The sequence below is a fragment of the Amycolatopsis sp. NBC_00345 genome (assembly GCF_036116635.1).
Lineage (GTDB): Bacteria > Actinomycetota > Actinomycetes > Mycobacteriales > Pseudonocardiaceae > Amycolatopsis.
This window is the reverse complement of sequence record NZ_CP107995.1, coordinates 6,853,685-6,871,005: the sequence shown is the minus strand read 5'-3', so window position 1 is coordinate 6,871,005 and position 17,321 is coordinate 6,853,685. Positions and strand designations below refer to the sequence as shown.

Genomic DNA, 17,321 nt, shown 5'->3' with positions numbered 1-17,321 from the left:
CGGCAACACCGACAGTGAGGGGAACCAGGCGGTGACCGGATTCGCGAGCGCGCTGCTCTCGCTCGCGCACACCCTGTTCGGCCCGGATTTCTGCCCGGGCGACTGGGTTTGGGCGACGACTACAGCCGGTGCGCTCGTCGCGCTGTTCCCCGCGCTCGGCGCGCTGGTGGTGGCCATCATCCGGAAGGGCACCGGCAACCGGTACGACGCGACCACGCTGACGGTCTTCGGCGTGATCGGCTTCGTGACCGTGCTCCTGCTGCCGTGGCTGCTGTCGAACGGCATCTCCGAGACCTTCCGCTCGGTCAGCCAGGGCGGCTCCGGCGGCCTTTCGCCCGCCGAGGTCTCCACGATGAGCAAGTCGTTCTGCTTCATCGACGGCTCGCAGGGGAAGTACCTGGGCGGCGGCAGCAACGTCTTCGAGACGCTCTTCTACTCGAAGGGCCTCAAGCTTTCCTACGGCCTGTACGTGCTCGCGTTCACCGTGCTGCCCGTCGGCTCGCTGCTGTTCGTGATGCTGCAGGCGCGCACCGCGTTCCGGCGCGGGCCGAAGTGGCCGTCGCGGTTCTTCTGGATCCCGTTCGTCGTGATGGCGCTGGCGAGCGTCGGGATGTCGGCGAACACGGCCGTGCACTTCTGGCTCGGGTTCCTGCCGTTCAGCGTGCTCGGCCTGATCCCGGTGGGCCTGGTCGGCCCGCCGCCTTGGTCGGTGATCAACCGGCCGGAGCCGCGGCACGAGCCCGAGCGGCCGCCGGTCGCCCAGCAGCCGCCGCCTCAGCAGCTGCCCCCGAAGCCCCCGCCGCCGATGAACCGGCAGTACCCGGCCACGGCGCTCGCGTCGGCGCCCGATGCGATGGGGCTGGCCGCGATGCCGGGCCCGGTCCCGCCGCCGCCCGGTTCGCGCGGCGCCGGCGGCAGTCGTTACCGGCGCGTCCGGCGGCTCGGCCACGGTGGCTTCGGCACCGTCTGGGAGGCCGTGGACACCCAGCTGAACCGCACCGTCGCGCTGAAAATCGCGCACGCGCCGGACCGCGACACGGAAGAGCGCATGCAGCGCGAGGCCCGCGCGCTCGCCGTGGTGAACCACCCGAACTGCGTGAAGGTGTACGACCTGGCCGAGGAGCCGGACGGGCTCGCGCTGGTGATGGAGTACCTGGAGGGCCGCCCGCTCGCCGAGGTGGTCGACGGCCAGGGCCCGCTCGACGACGTCGCCGCCGGACGGCTGTGGGCCACGATGGCGGGCGCGCTCGTCGCCGCCCACGAGAAGGGTGTGCTGCACCGCGACATCAAGCCGTCCAACGTGATCCTCGACCCGGCCGGGCTGGCGCACCTGATCGACTTCGGCATCGCCCGCAGCCAGGGCGACTCGAAGATGACGGCCACCGGCATGATGATCGGCACGCCCGACTTCGTCGCGCCGGAACAGGCGATGGGCGCGCCGGCCAGCCCGGCCTCGGACGCCTGGCAGCTCGCCGCCACGGTCAGCTACGCGCTGGCCGGCCAGCCCCCGCGCGGCACCCGCGAGACGCCGATGGCGGCGCTGATGGCCGCCGCGCGCGCCGATCCCGTCACGCACCTGCCGCGGCGTTCCGCGCACGCCCGCATCCTCGGCGCGTCACTCGACCCGGAGCCGCGCCGCCGTCCGACACTCGCCGCGGTCCGGCTTGAGGTCGAGGGCTGGCTGAGCCGCGCGGGCAAGTCCGCGGACGGCCCGGTCACGCGGATCGTGCCGCGCCAGCCACACCGTTAACCCAGTTTGCCGTCAAGGCCTCCTTACCCGCGTGGGACGCGGGTAAGGAGGCCTTGACGGACTTCCGGCCCGCTCACAAGACCTGAATTGCCGGTTTGACGGCCGAGAACTCGAGCCGCTCCTTCGGCTTGTGCTGGACGTCCACCTGCTCGAAACCCGCCGTGCGCAGGCGTTGCGGCAGGCCGGCCGGGTCGATGACGTTCATCGTGTCGCCGAGGTGCAGCAGGCGGAAGCGGAAACCGAGCTGGCTGTCCGTGCCGCAGTAGGTGCCGCCGGGGCGCAGGACCCGGGCGGCCTCGCCGAAGATCGCGTCCTGCAGCGCGCCCGTCGGCACGTGGTGCAGCATCGTGAAGCACACGACGGCCGAGAAGCGCCCGGCGTCGAACGGCATCTCCGCGCCGCTGCCCTCCACCACCTCGGCCCGGTCGCCGAACTTGCCGCGCAGCAGTTCGGTGGACGCGTGGTCGATCTCCAGCACCGTCAGCTTCGGCACGACGTCCAGCAGCACGGTGGTAGTCGCGCCGAAGCCGGGGCCGATCTCGAGGACGTCGTCGCCGAGGTCGAAGCGCGCGAGCCACGCCGGCAGCACTTCGGCGATCATCGCGGCCCACTTGTCCGAGCTGCAGAGCTTGCGGTGGACCAGGTTCATCGGCATGGCCCCCACGTTAGGAGGCCGCGCGCGTGACCGTAAGGCGATAGGCTGCCAAGCCATGTCGCTGGACGGTCAAGTGGGCGCGATGCTGCTGGGGGACCTCGACCTGCCCGCCGGCACCTGGTTCCCCTGGCACGAGCACCCCGTGCACCAGTTGGTCTGGTCGGCGCGCGGGGTCGTCGCGGTGACCGTGGGCGACGCGCACTGGGTGCTGCCGACGACCCGCGCGCTGTGGATGCCGGCCGGGGTGTGGCACCGCACCGGCGCGGTCGGCAACGCGGTGCTGCGCGGCATCTACGCCGCGCCGAAACTGTGCCCGGTCAGCTGGCCGGAGCCGCGGATCGTCGCCGTCGGTGCGTTGCTGCGGGAGCTGCTGGATCACCTGTCGGCCGACGGGTTGACGGAGGCGGCGCGCCGCCGCGCCGAGGCCGTGGCCTTCGACCTGCTGGAACCCCTTGACGTCGCGCCGATCGTGGTGCCGTCGCCGCTCGACCCGCGTGCCCGTGACGTCCAGGCCGCGGTGCTCGCCGATCCCGCGGACCGGCGCGGGCTCGCCGAGCTGGGCCGCGCCGTCGGGGCCAGCGAGCGGACGCTGGCGCGCGCGTTCACCCGCGACTGCCGGATGACGTTCGGGACCTGGCGCACGCAGGTGCGGCTGCGCGCGTCGCTGCCGCTGCTGGCCGCGGGACAGCCGATGGAGACCGTCGCGCACCGGGTCGGTTACGCGACGGCGAGCGCGTTCGTGGCCGCGTTCCGGCGCTCCGTCGGGGTCACGCCGGGTGCGTACTTCGCGGGCTGAGCCGGCCCGGGCCATGGCATCTGATCAGCGCCAGGACGGCAGCCACATTTCGGCCTGCCACTGCGCGTTCGTGATCGGCACGCCGTTCAGGATCGGCCACAGCCAGACGAAGTTGGCCACCACCAGCCCGGTGTACAGCGCGACGACGAGCAGACCGGTGCCCCGCCGTTCGAACCCGAGCTTCGCGCTGCCGAGGATCTGCCCCAGCACGAGCACGAGCCCGAGGATCAGGAACGGCGCCATCGGTGTCGCGTAGAAGAAGTACATCTGCCGGTCGATGTTCGTGAACCAGGGCAGCAGGCCGGCGAAGTAGCCGACGAGCACGGCGGCGAACCGCCAGTCGGCGCGGAAGAACCAGCGCCACATACCCCAGCCGAGCATCGGCAGCGAGACCCACCACATCGCCGGGGTGCCGATCAGCATCGTCGCGCCGAGGCAGCGGGACTCGCCGCAGCCGGTGACGTTGCCGTCGTAGTAGTAGAGCATCGGGCGCAGGCCCATCGGCCACGTCCACGGCTTGGACTCCCACGGGTGCGGGTTGTCCTTGGGCGTCAGCAGGGTTTCGTGGAAGTGCAGGACGTTCATCGTGTAGTCGCCGAGCGAGCGCAGCGCGGGCGGCACCCAGGCGAACAGGCCGGGCGCGATGTCCTTGATCTCGGTGTAGTGCCGGTCGGTGGCCGTCTCGCTGGCGAACCAGGCCCAGAACGCGGCCAAGTACATCAGCAGCGGGATGACCAGGATCGCCCAGAGCGCCGGGGCGACGTCACGCCGGATCGTGCCGGCCCACGGCCGCTCGACCCCCGCCGCGCGCCGCGCCGCGACGTCGAAGAACACGGTCAGCAGGCCGAACGCGGCGATGTAGTAGAGCGCGGACCACTTGACGCCGAAGGTCAGGCCGATCATCAGGCCGGTGCCGAACCGCCACCAGCGGAAGCCGAGCTTCGGGCCCCACGGTGACTCGGTCGCCCAGCCCTCGCGCACGGCGACGGCGAGCCGCCGGCGCACCTGGTCGCGGTCACAGAGCAGGCAGGCGAACGCGGCGAGCACGAACAGTGCGATGAAGATGTCGAGCATGCCCATGCGGGACTGCAGGTGCAGCACGCCGTCGCTGATCACCAGCACGCCGGCGATGCCGCCGAGCAGTGTCGAGCGCGTGAGCCGCCGCGCGATGCGGATGGTGAGCAGGATGATCAGCGTCCCGGCCAGCGCGGGCATGATCCGCCAGCCCCAGCCGTTGTAGCCGAACAGCCACTGGCCGATCGCGATGAAGTCCTTGGCCAGCGGCGGGTGCACGATCAGCTCGTAGCCGGCGTTGTCCTCGTAGCCGCCGTTGCGCAGCATCTGCGCGGCCTGGGGCACGTAGTGCTTTTCGTCGAAGACCGGGGTGCCGTGGTCCGTGGGGACGCCGAGGTTCTGCAGCCGGACGTACCCGCCGATCAGCGTCAGCACCAGCGTGACGATCCAGCTGCGCAGGCGGTCGGTTGGCATGCCGCGGCCGAGGAGGGTGGCCTCGCGGTCGGTCGGCGGCCGGAGCGCGTCGACCGGGTCCGGCCGCACGCTCTCGTCGTCGGGACGGGTCAGCAGTGCGGTCACGGGGCCTGATACTAGTGGCTCGGCTGCGGCGGGCATGGTGGGTATTGATGTCGTTAGGCTGGCGGTATGACCACTTCGCCCGGACGGCTCGTCCTCGCCGCGACCCCGCTGGGCGACACCGGCGACGCGTCCTCGCGCCTGGTTACGGCGCTGGCCACCGCGGACGTCATCGCGGCCGAGGACACGCGCCGGCTGCGGACGTTGACCTCGGCGCTGGACGTGACGCCGTCCGGCCGCGTGGTGAGCTTTTACGAAGACGTCGAGACCGCGCGCCTGCCGAAGCTGCTGGAATCCTTGCGTGCGGGCGAAACGGTGCTTTTGGTGACCGATGCCGGAATGCCGAGTGTGTCCGACCCGGGCTTCCGCCTGGTGGCCGCCTGTGTTGCCGAGGACCTGCCTGTCACCTGTCTTCCCGGCCCCTCGGCGGTGACGACGGCGCTGGCGCTCTCGGGCCTGCCGTGCGACCGGTTCTGCTTCGAGGGGTTCGCGCCGCGGAAGCCGGGTGAACGCGGGAAGTGGCTGGCCTCGCTGGCTTCGGAGCCGCGGACCGTCGTGTTCTTCGAGTCGCCCCACCGCGTGGCCTCGACGCTGGCCGACGCCGCCGCCGCGCTCGGCGGCACGCGCCGGGCCGCCGTGTGCCGCGAGCTGACCAAAACGTACGAAGAGATCAAGCGGGGCACGCTGGCTTCGCTGGCGGAGTGGGCCGCCGACGGCGTGCGCGGCGAGATCACCGTGGTGCTGGAGGGCGCGCCGCCCCGCGCGGTGAGCGTCTCGGACCTCGTCGGCGAGGTCTCGTCCCGCGTCGCCGCGGGCGAACGCCTGAAGTCCGCGGCGGCGGAGGTCGCCGAGGCGGCGGGAGTGTCCAAAAAGGAGCTTTACGACGCGGTGCTCGCTTCGCGGAAGTAAGCCGGGTTACGAGAGCAGCGCGGTCACCGCGGCGTGGGCCTTCGACGCGTCCGGCTCCTCGCCGGTGATCACGTCCGTGTAGATGAACGACTCGCCGATGCGGACCAGCAGGTACGCCAGGTCCGCGACCGGTAACGGGGTCGCCAGGCGGCCCGCCGAGGCCTCCGTCGACAGCAGGTCCGCCAGCTTCCCGATGGTCCGCGACTGCACCACGCTCGCCTTCGTCGTCAGCAGGCGCAGGGCCCGCTCCGGCTCCCGCCGCAGGAACGAGCGGAACGCGTCGGAAGCGTTCACCGTGCGCACGAACGCGCCGATGGCGTCCGCGATGCCCGCCGCGCCACGGCCGGTGAACGAGACGTTGTCCAGCGCCGAAGCCGTTTCCGCCCACAGGATCTCCGCCAGCAGCTGGTCGCGCCCGCCGACCCAGCGGTGCAGCGTCGCGCGGCTGACGCCCAGCGACGCGGCCAGCTCACGCATGTCCACGCGGCGGCCGGCCATGAACCAGGTCCGCGCCAGGCGGAAGGCGGCCACGGCGTCGGGCCGTGGTGAGGCGAGCGAGCGCGAGAGTGGGGTGTCGATGGTCCGAGACGTTATCACGTACTGTCGCATTAGTGAGACATCTGGCAAAGTGTCTCACCACCCGTGCCCGAGGAGGATGACGAAGATGCGTGCTGTTCAGGTGACCGAGTTCGGTGGTCCCGAGGTACTCAAGCCCGTTGAGCTGCCGGACCCCGTCGCCGGGCCCGGCCAGGTGCTGATCGACGTCGAGCGGGTCGGCGTGAACTACGCCGACACGCACCAGGCGGAGAATTCCTACCTCTCGCCCAGCAAGCTGCCGCTCGTCCCCGGCGGTGAGGTGGCCGGGCGCACGCCGGACGGACGGCGCGTCGTCGCGCTGGTCGACGGCGGTGGCTACGCGGAGCGCGCGGTGGCCCCCGAGGCCATGGCCTTCCCGCTGCCCGACGGCATCGACGACCTCACCGCGCTGTCCATGCTGGTCCAGGGCACCACCGCCTGGATCCTGCTGCGCAAGAACGCCCACCTCGACGCCGGCGAGTCGGTTGTCGTGCACGCGGCGGCCGGCGGGGTGGGCACGATCGCGGTGCAGCTCGCCAAGGCGTGGGGCGCGGGCCGCGTGATCGCGACCGCCAGCAGCGAGGAAAAGCGCGCGCTGGCCCTCGAACTCGGTGCCGACGTCGCCGTGGACTCCCGCGCGGAGAACATGACCGAGACCCTGCTGGAGGCCAACGGCGGCAAGCGGGTCGACGTCGTGCTCGACATGGTCGGCGGGACGACCACCGACCAGAGCATCGCGGCCCTCGCGCCGTTCGGCCGCCTCGCCTTCTACGGCATGGCGGGGCGGAAACAGCCCAAGCCGGTCGAGCTGCGCAACCTGCTCGGCCACAGCACCACGGTCGCGGGCATGTGGCTGCCGCACGTCTTCCGCCTGCCCGGCAACGTCTACGGCACCGCGCTCACCGAGCTGTTCGACCTGGCCGGCCGTGGCGTCATCCGCGCGATCCCCGGCGGCGAGTACGCGCTGGCCGACGCCCGCAGCGCGCACGAGGCCCTCCGCTCGCGCGGCACCGTCGGCAAGCTCCTGCTCGACCCCACGCGCCGGTGATGTGCCCTGAAGGCCACCATCAGGGCATATAGGTCCCTCATGGTGGCCTTCAGGGCACGCTGCGGGCTGACGACGGCTCAGTCCGGCGGGGTGGCCAGCAGCCGTTCCAGCGGAGCCGCCTTGTGCAGGCACTCCTGCCACTCCGCCGCGCTGTCCGAATCGGCCGTGATGCCACCGCCCACGCCCAGCTCGACGGTGCCGCCGTGGATCTCGAACGTCCGGATCGCGACGTTCAGCTCCAGCCCCGCCAGCGGCGAAGCCAGCCCGACGGCCCCCGTGTAGACGCCCCGCGCCACCGGCTCCAGCGCGGCGATCAGGTCGAGCGCGCGGATCTTGGGCGCGCCCGTCACCGAGCCCGGCGGGAACGTCGCGGCCAGCAGCGCGGCGTCGTCCACGCCGTCCGCCAGCCGTCCCTCCACAGTGGACGCCAGGTGCCAGACGCCCGGCGCCGGGTGGACCGTGAGCAGCTCCGGCACCACCACGCTGCCGACCGCGCACACCCGGCCGAGGTCGTTGCGCACCAGGTCGGTGATCATCACGTTCTCGGCGACGTCCTTGGCGGAGTCCCGCAGCAGCGCCGCGTTCCCGTCGTCCCCGGGGCCGCGCCGGGGGAGCGTGCCCTTGATCGGCCTCGACCGCACGTAGCGGCCGTGGCGCTCCAGGAACAGCTCCGGCGACAGCGACACGATCGACCCCCACGGGCCGGACACGTACGCGGCCCGCTGCGGCGCCAGCCGTCGCACTCCTTCAGCGAACAGCCCGGCCGGCTCCCCGGCGAAGTCACCGGTGAACCGGCAGCAGACGTTGGCCTGGAACAACTCGCCGGCCTCGATCTCGTGCACACACGCCTTCACGGACTGCTGGTGCGAGGCGGCAGAGGGGCGGTGCAACCGGGAAGCCGACCAAGACAGCCTCGCGGGAGAGGCCAGTGCACGCTCCACAGTGGACAACCGTGGCCCGGGGTCGGCGGCGAGCGACTCGAACCAGCACACCCCGTCGGAATCCCAGCGCAGCACGTGGTCCGCCCATCCCCACGCCGCGGCGGGCAGCGCCCCGCGGCGCCCGGACGGGTCCGCCAGGTCGTAGGACAGGTAGCCGAACCAGCCGCCGCCCACGCAGCCGGGCACGGCGCCCTCGACCTCAGGCAGGACGGTGGGGAAGGGCGCCGCGGTGATCTCGGGGAACGGCGCGACGATCGCCGCCGAGCCGAACCACGAGCCGCACAGCGCCGCGGGCTGCGGCAGGCCGTGCATGAGCGCGTACGCGGACAGCAGTTCGACGGCACGCGACGGGGTCACGGGCGTGGACAGGCGCTGCCGCTGGAACCGCATCCGGACATTGTGCCCGCAAGAACCGGCTGGCCAGCGGGAACGTGATCAGAGCAGCACGTCGGACAGCTTGAACGGGTACACCACCGCGTCCTGCGCGACCGGCCCGCTGATCCCCGGCACGTCCTCGGCGCACGCGTACTGGTGCAGCCCCAGCCGGGAGTGGAACCAGCCGGCCCGGCCCGCGATGCCGTTGTGCCGCACGAGCCAGAGCACGACCTCGGGATCGGTCCAGCGGTCGGGGTGCAGCCGGTGCGCCCAGCACTCGTGGTCGGCGTAGACGAGCACCCGCTCGACCCGCGCCGCGTGCCGCACGTGTTTGATCCACGCCTTCACGAACCGGTCGTCGACGCTCTGGGCGTCCACTTCCAGCGCGGGCGCCAGCGAGCCCGGGGCGAACGCGCCCAGCTTGCTGGCCGTCCGGACGAAGTGCTCGGCCTGGTCGTGCACGGCGCCGGGCCGCGCGTAGTGCCGCGCGCCGGTGTGGAGGCCGGCCCGCTGCGCGGCGGCCAGCGTGCGCTCGGCGCCCGCGTCGCTCCAGTTCACGTTCTCGCTGACGGTCACCGACGCGAACCGGATCTCGGCGTCCCGGACCGCCGCCCAGTCGAGTACCTGCTCACGATGGGTGAGGGTGAGCCCTCGCTCGATCTCCGGTTCGGTCACTCTGCGCCCCTACAAGCCCCACGTCGGGTGAAAGGCCACCCTACGTCCCTGTCAAGGGCGCAGGGTGACCTCGACCCGGCGTGTCCGGCCTGCGGTCAGGCGTTTTCCCGCTGGAACGTGCGGGTGCCCCACCAGATCGCCAGCACCGCCATCACCAGCACCACAACACTCCCGGTGAACAGCGCGTCCATGGAGAAGTCGCCGCGGAAGCTGTTGCGCTCCACGTCGACCACGTGCCGGAACGGGTTGATCTGCGAGATCGTGTACAGCCACTTCGGCGCCAGCCCGGCCGTGATCGGGATGAGGATCCCGGACAGCAGGAGCAGTGGCATCAGCACCGCGTTGAGCAGTGCGGGGAACGACTGCTCGCTCTTCAACGTGAGCGCCAGCGCGTACGAGCACGAAGCCAGCGTCACCGCCAGCAGGAACACGATGAGCAGGCTCAGCAGCACGCCGCCGACCGGGGCGTTCAGGTCGAACACCAGGTAGGCGAGCACGATGATGAGGATCGACTGCACCACCGCCTGCAACGCGTTGGCCAGCACCTTCCCCAGCAGCAGGGCCGCGCGGCTGACCGGCGTCACGCGCAGCCGCTCGACCACGCCGGAGCGGAAATCGGCCAGCAGCGAGAACCCGACGAACGAGCTGCCGAACAGCGCGAGCTGCGCGATCAGCGCCGGGGTCAGCACCATCCAGCCGTCCACGTCGGACATTCCCTGCGCGTTGAGGGTTTTCACCAGCAGGGGCCCGAAGAAGAAGAGGTACAGCAGCGGCTGCATGATGCCGATCAGCAGCCAGGCCGGGTTCCGCATCGCGGCGACCATGTCCCGCCGGAAGATCAGCCAGGTGTCACGCAACATGGGTCACCTCCGGCTGGGGCGCGCCCTGCTCGGCGTCGCGCAGCGAGCGCCCGGTGAGCGTGAGGAACACGTCGTCGAGCGTCGGCCGGGTGACCTGGATCGACGACATCACGATGCCCTTCGCGTCGAGCGCGCGCAGCAGCTCCGGCATGGCCGTGTCGCCGCGGGGCACGCGGAAGCGGACCAGGCCGTCCTCGACGTCGAAGTCGTGCGCGCCGGTGAGCTGCCGGGCGGTGTCCGCGGCCGCCGTCGTCACCTCGGGCTCGACGCCGACCACGACGCCGTCTCCGGAAACGCGCGCCTTGAGCGAGTCCGGGGTGCCCTCGGCGACGATGCGGCCGTCGTCGATCACGATCAGCCGGTCGGCCAGCGCGTCGGCCTCGTCGAGGTAGTGCGTGGTCAGGAAGATCGTGACGCCGTGCTCGGCGCGCAGCCGGCGGATGTGCTCCCACAGGTTCGCCCGGCTCTGCGGGTCGAGCCCGGTGGACGGCTCGTCGAGGAAGACCAGCCCGGGGCTGTGCACCAGCCCGAGCGCGATGTCGAGCCGGCGGCGCTGGCCCCCGGACAGCGTTTTGGTCAGCCGCCCGCCGAGGCTGGCCAGGTCGAGCTGCTCGCTGAGCAGGGCCCCGCGCTCGGCGACGGCGGCCTTGCTCATGCCGTACAACCGGCCCTGTAGCTCGATTTCCTCGCCGACGCGGCTTTCCGGCGCCGAGCCGCCGCCCTGCGCGACGTAGCCGATGTTGCGCCGGACCCCCAGCGGGTCGGCGAGCAGGTCGTGCCCGCCGACGGTCGCCGTCCCCGCGGACGGCTTCAACAAGGTGGTGAGCATGCGCAGCGTGGTGGTCTTGCCCGCCCCGTTCGGGCCGAGGAACCCCACCAGCTCGCCGGCCTCGACATCGAGGTCGACCCCCTTGACCGCGTGCACCTCGCCACCGCCCCGGCCCTTGCGGCGGAACCGCCGCTCGAGGCCGCGTGCCGTGATCATGTGAACCCCTCCTCCCCAAGATCAACTAGTCAAGTTTGACCAATTGGTGAGCACACTCTGCCCGAGGAGGTGGGCACTAGTCAAACTTGATTACTGGGGTTTCGGCGGGTCCCCGAACGCCGAGCCCGGGTCGTCAGCCATCACGTACTCGCCCGCTTCGAGCCGGGTGATCACGCCGATCAGCCACTCGTGGCTGGTCTCGGCGATCCCGGACCACAGCCGGAACAGCTCGGTCACGTGCGCGGCCTTGCCCCAGTCGGACCCGTTGTCGACGAGCAGCCGGGACTGCCGCGCTTCGGCCTCGAAGTCCACCAGCCGTTTCCGCAGCAGGGAAATGGCCTGCTGGCGGGGCAGCGCGGGCATCAGGCCGATCGCGGCGCCCATTTCCGGACGGCTCAACGGCGCTTCGGCCAGCGCCCGCTTCAGCAGTACCTGGAACTCGTGGTCGCCGTCGGCGGTGAGCCGGTAGGCCACCCGGTCCGGGCCGGCGTCGCCCGGCTCCACGTCGACCTTTTCCAGCAGCTGCTCCGCGGTCATCTTCTTCAGCGCGTGGTAGATCGAACCGGGCTGCACGTTCGCCCACTTGTCCGCGGACCAGGACAGCAGCTCCCGCCGCACCTGGTAGCCGTGGGCCCGGCCGTACATCCGCACGACCCCGAGCACGAGCAGACGCGTCGCCGACACTCGTTCTCCCTTCACCGACCGGCCACGAAACGCCGTGGACCGCATCCGTAGGCTAAACAGGTATGAGCACCCCTGTGTTGACAGCGGTGGCCTGGCCCTATGCCAACGGCCCCCGCCACATTGGCCACGTGTCCGGATTCGGCGTCCCGTCCGACGTCTTCTCCCGCTACCAGCGAATGGCCGGCAACCGGGTGCTCATGGTGTCCGGGACCGACGAGCACGGCACCCCGATCACCGTCCAGGCCGACAAGGAGGGGATGACCCCCCAGCAGACCGCGGACAAGTACACCCGTCAGATCGACGAGGACCTGCGCGGCCTCGGCCTGTCCTACGACCTGTTCACCCGCACCTCGACCGGCAACCACGCCGAGGTGACGCAGCAGATCTTCCTGGCGCTCAACCGCAACGGCTACGTGGTCCCGAAGACCACGCGCGGCGCGATCAGCCCGTCCACGGGCCGGACGCTGCCGGACCGCTACGTCGAGGGCACCTGCCCGATCTGCGGCTACGACGGCGCGCGCGGCGACCAGTGCGACAACTGCGGCAACCAGCTCGACGCCGCGGAGCTGATCAACCCGAAGTCGCGGATCAACGGCGAGACGCCGAAGTTCGTCGAGACCGAGCACTACTTCCTCGACCTGCCCGCGTTCACCAAGACCCTCGGCGACTGGCTGTCCACCAAGACGGAATGGCGCCCGAACGTCCTCAACTTCACCCGCAACCTGATCGACGACATGCGGCCGCGCCCGATCACGCGTGACCTCGACTGGGGCGTGAAGATCCCGCTGGACGGCTGGAGCGACCAGCCGATGAAGCGGTTCTACGTCTGGTTCGACGCGGTGATCGGCTACTTCTCGGCCAGCGTCGAGTGGGCCCGGCGCTCGGGCAACCCGGACGCGTGGCAGGAGTGGTGGCTCAACCCGGACGCGCGCTCGTACTACTTCATGGGCAAGGACAACATCACCTTCCACGCCCAGATCTGGCCCGCGCTGCTGCTCGGCCACAACGGCGACGGCGACCGCGGCGGCGAGGCCGGCCAGTACGGCAAGCTGCGCCTGCCGGACGAGATCGTGTCCAGCGAGTTCCTCACCATGAGCGGCTCGAAGTTCTCCACCTCGCGCGGCACGGTCATCTACGTGCACGACTTCCTGCGCGAGTACGGCCCGGACGCGCTGCGCTACTTCATCTCGGCGGCCGGCCCGGAGACCCAGGACACCGACTTCACCTGGGACGAGTTCGTGCGCCGCACCAACTTCGAGCTGGCCAACGAGTGGGGCAACCTGGTCAACCGGTCGATCTCGATGGCGCACAAGAACGTGGGCGCCATCCCTCGCCCGGACGCGCCGACGGCGGCCGACGAGGAGCTGAAGGCGTTGTCGCGCAAGGCTTTCGAGACCGCCGGCGCGCACCTGCAGCGCTCGCGCTTCAAGGCCGCGTCGAGCGAGGCGATGCGCGTGGTCACGGCCGCGAACCGGTACCTGTCGGACCAGGAGCCGTGGAAGCTCAAGGACGATCCGGCCCGGCGCGACAGCGTGCTGCACACCGCGTTGCAGGTGGTCAGCGACGCGAACACGCTGCTGACGCCGTTCCTGCCGCACTCCGCGCAGAAGGTGCACGAGGCGCTCGGCGGCACCGGTGTCTGGGCCGCGCAGCCGGAGCTGCAGGAGGTCGAGGACCTCGACATCCCCGGCCGCGTCAACCCGATCCTCACCGGCGACTACGCGGGCGAGCAGGCCAAGTGGGAGTCGACGCCGATCGAGGTCGGGCGGCCCCTGCGGAAGCCGAGCCCGCTGTTCACCAAGCTGGACCCGGAACTCGGCGAGACCGGCCCGGAGTGGGCCCCGATCGTCAAGTGACCTCGTGAGTGTTTATGCCGGTTAGAACCGGCATAAACACTCACGAGTATCTTCGCGGCATGGGTGACGAGAAGCGTGCACTGCCGCCGATCCCGGACCGCCTGCCCGCGTCGGTCGTGGACGCCCACACCCACCTCGACGCGTGCGGCGCCGTCACACCGGCCGACGTGACGGCCATGGTCGACCGGGCCGAGCGGGCCGGGGTCGCGCGCGTGGTCACGGTCGCCGACGACCTCGCGTCGGCCCGGTGGGCCGTCGACGCGTCCACCTGGGACGCCAGGGTGTTCGCCGCCGTCGCCGTGCATCCCACGCGCACCAAGGACTTCGGCGAGGCGGAACGGTCCGAAGTGGAGCGTCTCGCGGTGGCCGCGCGGGTCGTCGCGGTCGGCGAGACCGGCCTCGACTACTACTGGGACTACTCGCCGCACGACGCCCAGCAGGACGCGTTCCGCTGGCACATCGACCTCGCCAAGCGCGTGGGCAAGCCGCTGATGATCCACGACCGCGAAGCGCACGAGGACGTCCTGCGCATCCTGGACGAGGAGGGCGCGCCGGACGACGTCGTCTTCCACTGCTTCTCCGGCGACGAGGGCATCGCGCGCCGCTGCATCGACGCCGGCTACGTGTTGTCCTTCGCCGGCACCGTCACGTTCAAGAACGCGCGCGGCCTGCACGAGGCGGCGCGGATCTGCCCGGCGGGCCAGTACCTCGCCGAGACGGACGCGCCGTTCCTGACGCCCCACCCGTTCCGTGGGCGGCCGAACGAGCCCTACTGCGCCGCGTACACCGTCCGGCACCTCGCGGCACTGAGGGGCGAAGGCGTCCACGAGGTCGCCGAAGCGGTCCGGACCACTGCCGAGCGGGTCTTCCGGCTCCCCGGAGCGTGATTCCGCTGATTCCCCCGTCGATTCCACTGATTCCACAGCCGCCGATTCCCCAGCGTGACAACGGGTTGAACGCATTGCGACGTTCGGGTTCTCCCGTTCGTCCACCTGATGAGTGACGAGGGTCACGACACTCCGGGGGGTGTTTGCGCAACCCGCCGACCTCCGTTACTGTCCCGTGATCGTGCCGGTCGGTGCCGTCGAAGCGGAATCGGCTGATACGCCCACAGTCACGTCAGTGCACGTCGGGGAAGCGGGACCGAGGTTGGTACGACTCGGACCCGTGACGATGGCGCTGACTGGGGGTGTCGGACTTGAGAGGCGCGCCGCATGGCGCGTCGCGACGAAGGATGGCTGCGGAAACGCGACCGTCCTGGGAAAGGGAACGACCCAAGTGACTGGTAGTAGGCAGGGTGGCTCGCGCCATAGGGCCGAGGACACCTTCTTCACTTCCGCTGGTTCGGTGGCCGTGCTCGACCGCGAGCTCGAAGACACCGCGTACGGGCACCTGGACTTCTCTGACGAGCTGTACGTGACCCAGCAGGACGTGCTGGCCGCGCTGGGCCCCGACGCCGACACGCTGATGGCCGAGATCGACGTCGACGTCGACGAGCTGATCCGGCTGATCAACGCCGAGACCACCATGCTCCCGCCGCTCGTCCTGTCGGACGAGGTGGCCGAGGACCGCACTGCGGCGCCGCAGACCCAGAAGGTCGCCGTCGAGGAAGGCCTCATCGAGGCCACCCGCACCTGGAAGCGCCGTTTCCTCAAGGGCGCCGTGCTGGCCGTGCTGATCAGCGTCGGCGGTGGCGGCGCCGCCGCGCTGGCGATGAACAAGAGCGTCACGGTCGACGTCGACGGCCAGCAGCGCACGGTGCACAGCTACGGCGACACCGTGGGCGAGGTCCTCGAGGACGCCGGCCTGTCGGTCGGCGCGCACGACTCGCTCTCGCCCTCCCCGCAGGCCGCGGTCGGCGACGGCGGCGTCATCAAGCTCGAGCGCGGCCGCCAGCTGAACCTGGTCGTCGACGGCGTTTCGCGCCCCTCCTGGGTCCGCGCGAGCAGCCTCGGCGACGCGATGACCCAGCTGGGCATGGCCGACATGGTCGCCAAGGGCGCCTGGACCTCGATGCCGGCCAGCGGCCAGCTGCCGCTGGAGGGCTCGACCGTCCAGGTCAAGACCCTCAAGCACATCACGCTCTACGACGGCACGAACGCCCCGAAGCAGGTCACCACCAACGCGGTGACCACCAAGGAGTTCGTCTCCGACCTCAAGATGAACCTCGGCCCGGACGACTCGGTCGACGGTGGTCTGGACGTGTCGCTGAAGGACGGCGCCGAGGTGCACGTCGCGCGCATGGGCGTCTCGATGGTCAACCAGCAGGAGACCATCGACCCCGAGGTCCAGAAGGTCGACGACCCGACGCTGCCCAAGGGCCAGCAGAACGTCGACGACCCGGGCACGCCGGGCCAGAAGATGGTGACCTACAAGGTCACCAAGAAGAACGGCGAAGAGGTTTCGCGCGAGCAGGTCTCCGAGCAGATCCTGGTGCAGGCCAAGCCGAAGATCATCAAGGTGGGCACCATGAAGCCCGCCGACCCGGACATCGGCGACGGCTCCGCCTGGGACCGCATCGCGCAGTGCGAGTCGACCGGCAACTGGGCCGCCAACACCGGCAACAAGTACTACGGCGGCCTCCAGTTCGACAAGGGGACCTGGGACGCCTACGGCGGCGACCAGTACGCGGCCTACCCGTACCAGGCCAGCCGCGCCCAGCAGATCGCGGTCGCCGAGAAGGTCCGCGACTCGCGCGGTGGCTACGGCGCTTGGCCGGTCTGCGGCAAGAAGGCCTGAGTTCCACCTCCGTACCGACGGCTCGGTAGGCTCTCCCGGTGGTTGAACTGCTGGGGCCTGCCGAGATCCGCGGAATGGCGGCCGAGCTCGACGTCCGTCCGACGAAGAAGCTCGGGCAGAACTTCGTGCACGACCCCAACACGGTTCGCCGCATCGTCGACCTGGCCGGAGTCGGCGCGGGTGACGTCGTCCTCGAAGTCGGGCCCGGGCTGGGCTCCCTGACCCTCGGGTTGCTGGGCTCGGGCGCGGACGTGGTCGCCGTCGAGATCGATCCCGTGCTGGCCGCGCGCCTCCCGCGGACCGCGGCGGAGCGGGCGCCCGAGGCCGCCGAACGTCTTTCCGTCCTCGGCGCCGACGCTCTGCGCCTGCGGGCCGCCGATCTGCCGGCCGCGCCCGTGTCGCTGGTCGCGAACCTGCCGTACAACGTCGCGGTGCCCGTGGTGCTGCACCTGCTGGCCGAGCTGCCTTCGCTGCAGCGGGGGCTGGTGATGGTCCAGACCGAGGTGGCCGACCGGATGGCCGCCGGCCCCGGCAGCCGCATCTACGGCGTGCCGAGCGTGAAGCTCGCCTGGTACGGCCCGGCCCGCAAGGTGGCCGCCGTGCCCCGCAACGTCTTCTGGCCGGTGCCGAACGTCGATTCGGCCCTGGTCTCCTTCGAACGGGCCGCGACGCCGGTGACCGACATCGACCGCAAGACCCTGTTCGACCTCGTGGACGCCGCGTTCTCCCAGCGCCGCAAGACCTTGCGCGCCGCGCTGGCGGGCTGGGCCGGGTCCGCCGACCGCGCGGGCGAGCTGCTGACGGCCGCGGGCATCGACCCGCGGACCCGCGGCGAGCAGCTGGACGTCCACGCCTTCGCGCGGCTCGCCGCCCAGGTCTGAA

At 71.1% G+C, this 17,321-nt stretch carries 16 protein-coding genes; 8 read left to right on the top strand and 8 right to left on the bottom strand.

Translation table 11 applies throughout. From position 1 onward, the window contains the following. Nucleotides 1-31: 31 nt before the first annotated feature. Nucleotides 32-1,750, top strand: coding sequence for a serine/threonine-protein kinase (locus OG943_RS30775; protein WP_328604415.1), 1,719 nt, complete (start codon nucleotides 32-34; stop codon nucleotides 1,748-1,750). A gap of 73 nt (nucleotides 1,751-1,823) precedes the next feature. On the opposite strand, the gene OG943_RS30770 is transcribed toward OG943_RS30775, so the two are convergent. After that, nucleotides 1,824-2,405 (bottom strand): class I SAM-dependent methyltransferase, encoded by a 582-nt coding sequence (locus tag OG943_RS30770; protein ID WP_328604414.1) that lies wholly within the window; start codon nucleotides 2,403-2,405, stop codon nucleotides 1,824-1,826. Between the two features lie 82 nt (nucleotides 2,406-2,487). On the opposite strand from OG943_RS30770, the gene OG943_RS30765 reads away from it, so the two are divergent. Continuing rightward, nucleotides 2,488-3,201, top strand: a complete 714-nt coding sequence (locus OG943_RS30765) for an AraC family transcriptional regulator (protein WP_442874819.1) — start codon at nucleotides 2,488-2,490, stop codon at nucleotides 3,199-3,201. 24 nt (nucleotides 3,202-3,225) lie between these two features. Here OG943_RS30765 and OG943_RS30760 read toward each other — a convergent pair whose 3' ends face one another. Continuing rightward, nucleotides 3,226-4,794 carry a dolichyl-phosphate-mannose--protein mannosyltransferase gene (locus OG943_RS30760; RefSeq protein WP_328604412.1) on the bottom strand — a complete coding sequence of 523 codons (1,569 nt, stop codon included), beginning with the start codon at nucleotides 4,792-4,794 and terminating at the stop codon, nucleotides 3,226-3,228. 66 nt (nucleotides 4,795-4,860) lie between these two features. Between OG943_RS30760 and rsmI the strand changes: the two genes are divergently transcribed. Further along, entirely contained in the window at nucleotides 4,861-5,700 is an 840-nt protein-coding gene (gene rsmI / locus OG943_RS30755; protein WP_328604411.1) for a 16S rRNA (cytidine(1402)-2'-O)-methyltransferase, read from the top strand. A 6-nt stretch (nucleotides 5,701-5,706) separates the two neighbouring features. Here the strand turns inward: rsmI and OG943_RS30750 are convergent, their stop codons facing one another. Next, the gene (locus tag OG943_RS30750; protein WP_442874818.1) at nucleotides 5,707-6,198 is read right to left on the bottom strand and encodes a QsdR family transcriptional regulator; all 492 of its coding nucleotides are present in this window, start codon (nucleotides 6,196-6,198) and stop codon (nucleotides 5,707-5,709) included. A gap of 166 nt (nucleotides 6,199-6,364) precedes the next feature. Between OG943_RS30750 and OG943_RS30745 the strand changes: the two genes are divergently transcribed. Next, nucleotides 6,365-7,324 (top strand): quinone oxidoreductase family protein, encoded by a 960-nt coding sequence (locus tag OG943_RS30745; protein WP_328604409.1) that lies wholly within the window; start codon nucleotides 6,365-6,367, stop codon nucleotides 7,322-7,324. Between the two features lie 77 nt (nucleotides 7,325-7,401). Here the strand turns inward: OG943_RS30745 and OG943_RS30740 are convergent, their stop codons facing one another. From OG943_RS30740 to OG943_RS30720, 5 genes are all read right to left on the bottom strand, one after another. After that, nucleotides 7,402-8,655: an aminodeoxychorismate synthase component I gene (locus OG943_RS30740; protein WP_328604408.1), complete on the bottom strand. Its 1,254-nt coding sequence runs from the start codon at nucleotides 8,653-8,655 to the stop codon at nucleotides 7,402-7,404. Nucleotides 8,656-8,700: 45 nt separating this feature from the next. Then, a complete protein-coding gene (locus OG943_RS30735) occupies nucleotides 8,701-9,315 on the bottom strand; it encodes a GH25 family lysozyme (protein WP_328604407.1) in 615 nt (204 codons plus the stop codon). Nucleotides 9,316-9,410: 95 nt separating this feature from the next. Continuing rightward, a complete protein-coding gene (locus OG943_RS30730; RefSeq protein ID WP_328604406.1) occupies nucleotides 9,411-10,175 on the bottom strand; it encodes an ABC transporter permease in 765 nt (254 codons plus the stop codon). After that, nucleotides 10,165-11,160, bottom strand: a complete 996-nt coding sequence (locus OG943_RS30725; protein ID WP_328604405.1) for an ATP-binding cassette domain-containing protein — start codon at nucleotides 11,158-11,160, stop codon at nucleotides 10,165-10,167. Before OG943_RS30725 ends, OG943_RS30730 begins: the two co-directional genes overlap by 11 nt. A 90-nt stretch (nucleotides 11,161-11,250) precedes the next feature. Further along, a complete protein-coding gene (locus OG943_RS30720) occupies nucleotides 11,251-11,844 on the bottom strand; it encodes a PadR family transcriptional regulator (protein WP_328604404.1) in 594 nt (197 codons plus the stop codon). A gap of 62 nt (nucleotides 11,845-11,906) precedes the next feature. On the opposite strand from OG943_RS30720, the gene metG reads away from it, so the two are divergent. From metG to rsmA, 4 genes are all read left to right on the top strand, one after another. Further along, the gene (gene metG / locus OG943_RS30715; protein ID WP_328604403.1) at nucleotides 11,907-13,700 is read left to right on the top strand and encodes a methionine--tRNA ligase; all 1,794 of its coding nucleotides are present in this window, start codon (nucleotides 11,907-11,909) and stop codon (nucleotides 13,698-13,700) included. A gap of 59 nt (nucleotides 13,701-13,759) precedes the next feature. Beyond that, a complete protein-coding gene (locus OG943_RS30710) occupies nucleotides 13,760-14,587 on the top strand; it encodes a TatD family hydrolase (RefSeq protein WP_328604402.1) in 828 nt (275 codons plus the stop codon). Between the two features lie 466 nt (nucleotides 14,588-15,053). Further along, nucleotides 15,054-16,439 (top strand): transglycosylase family protein, encoded by a 1,386-nt coding sequence (locus OG943_RS30705; protein ID WP_328612197.1) that lies wholly within the window; start codon nucleotides 15,054-15,056, stop codon nucleotides 16,437-16,439. A 38-nt stretch (nucleotides 16,440-16,477) separates the two neighbouring features. Next, nucleotides 16,478-17,320 carry a 16S rRNA (adenine(1518)-N(6)/adenine(1519)-N(6))-dimethyltransferase RsmA gene (gene rsmA, locus OG943_RS30700; protein WP_328604401.1) on the top strand — a complete coding sequence of 281 codons (843 nt, stop codon included), beginning with the start codon at nucleotides 16,478-16,480 and terminating at the stop codon, nucleotides 17,318-17,320. Nucleotide 17,321 lies beyond the last annotated feature (1 nt).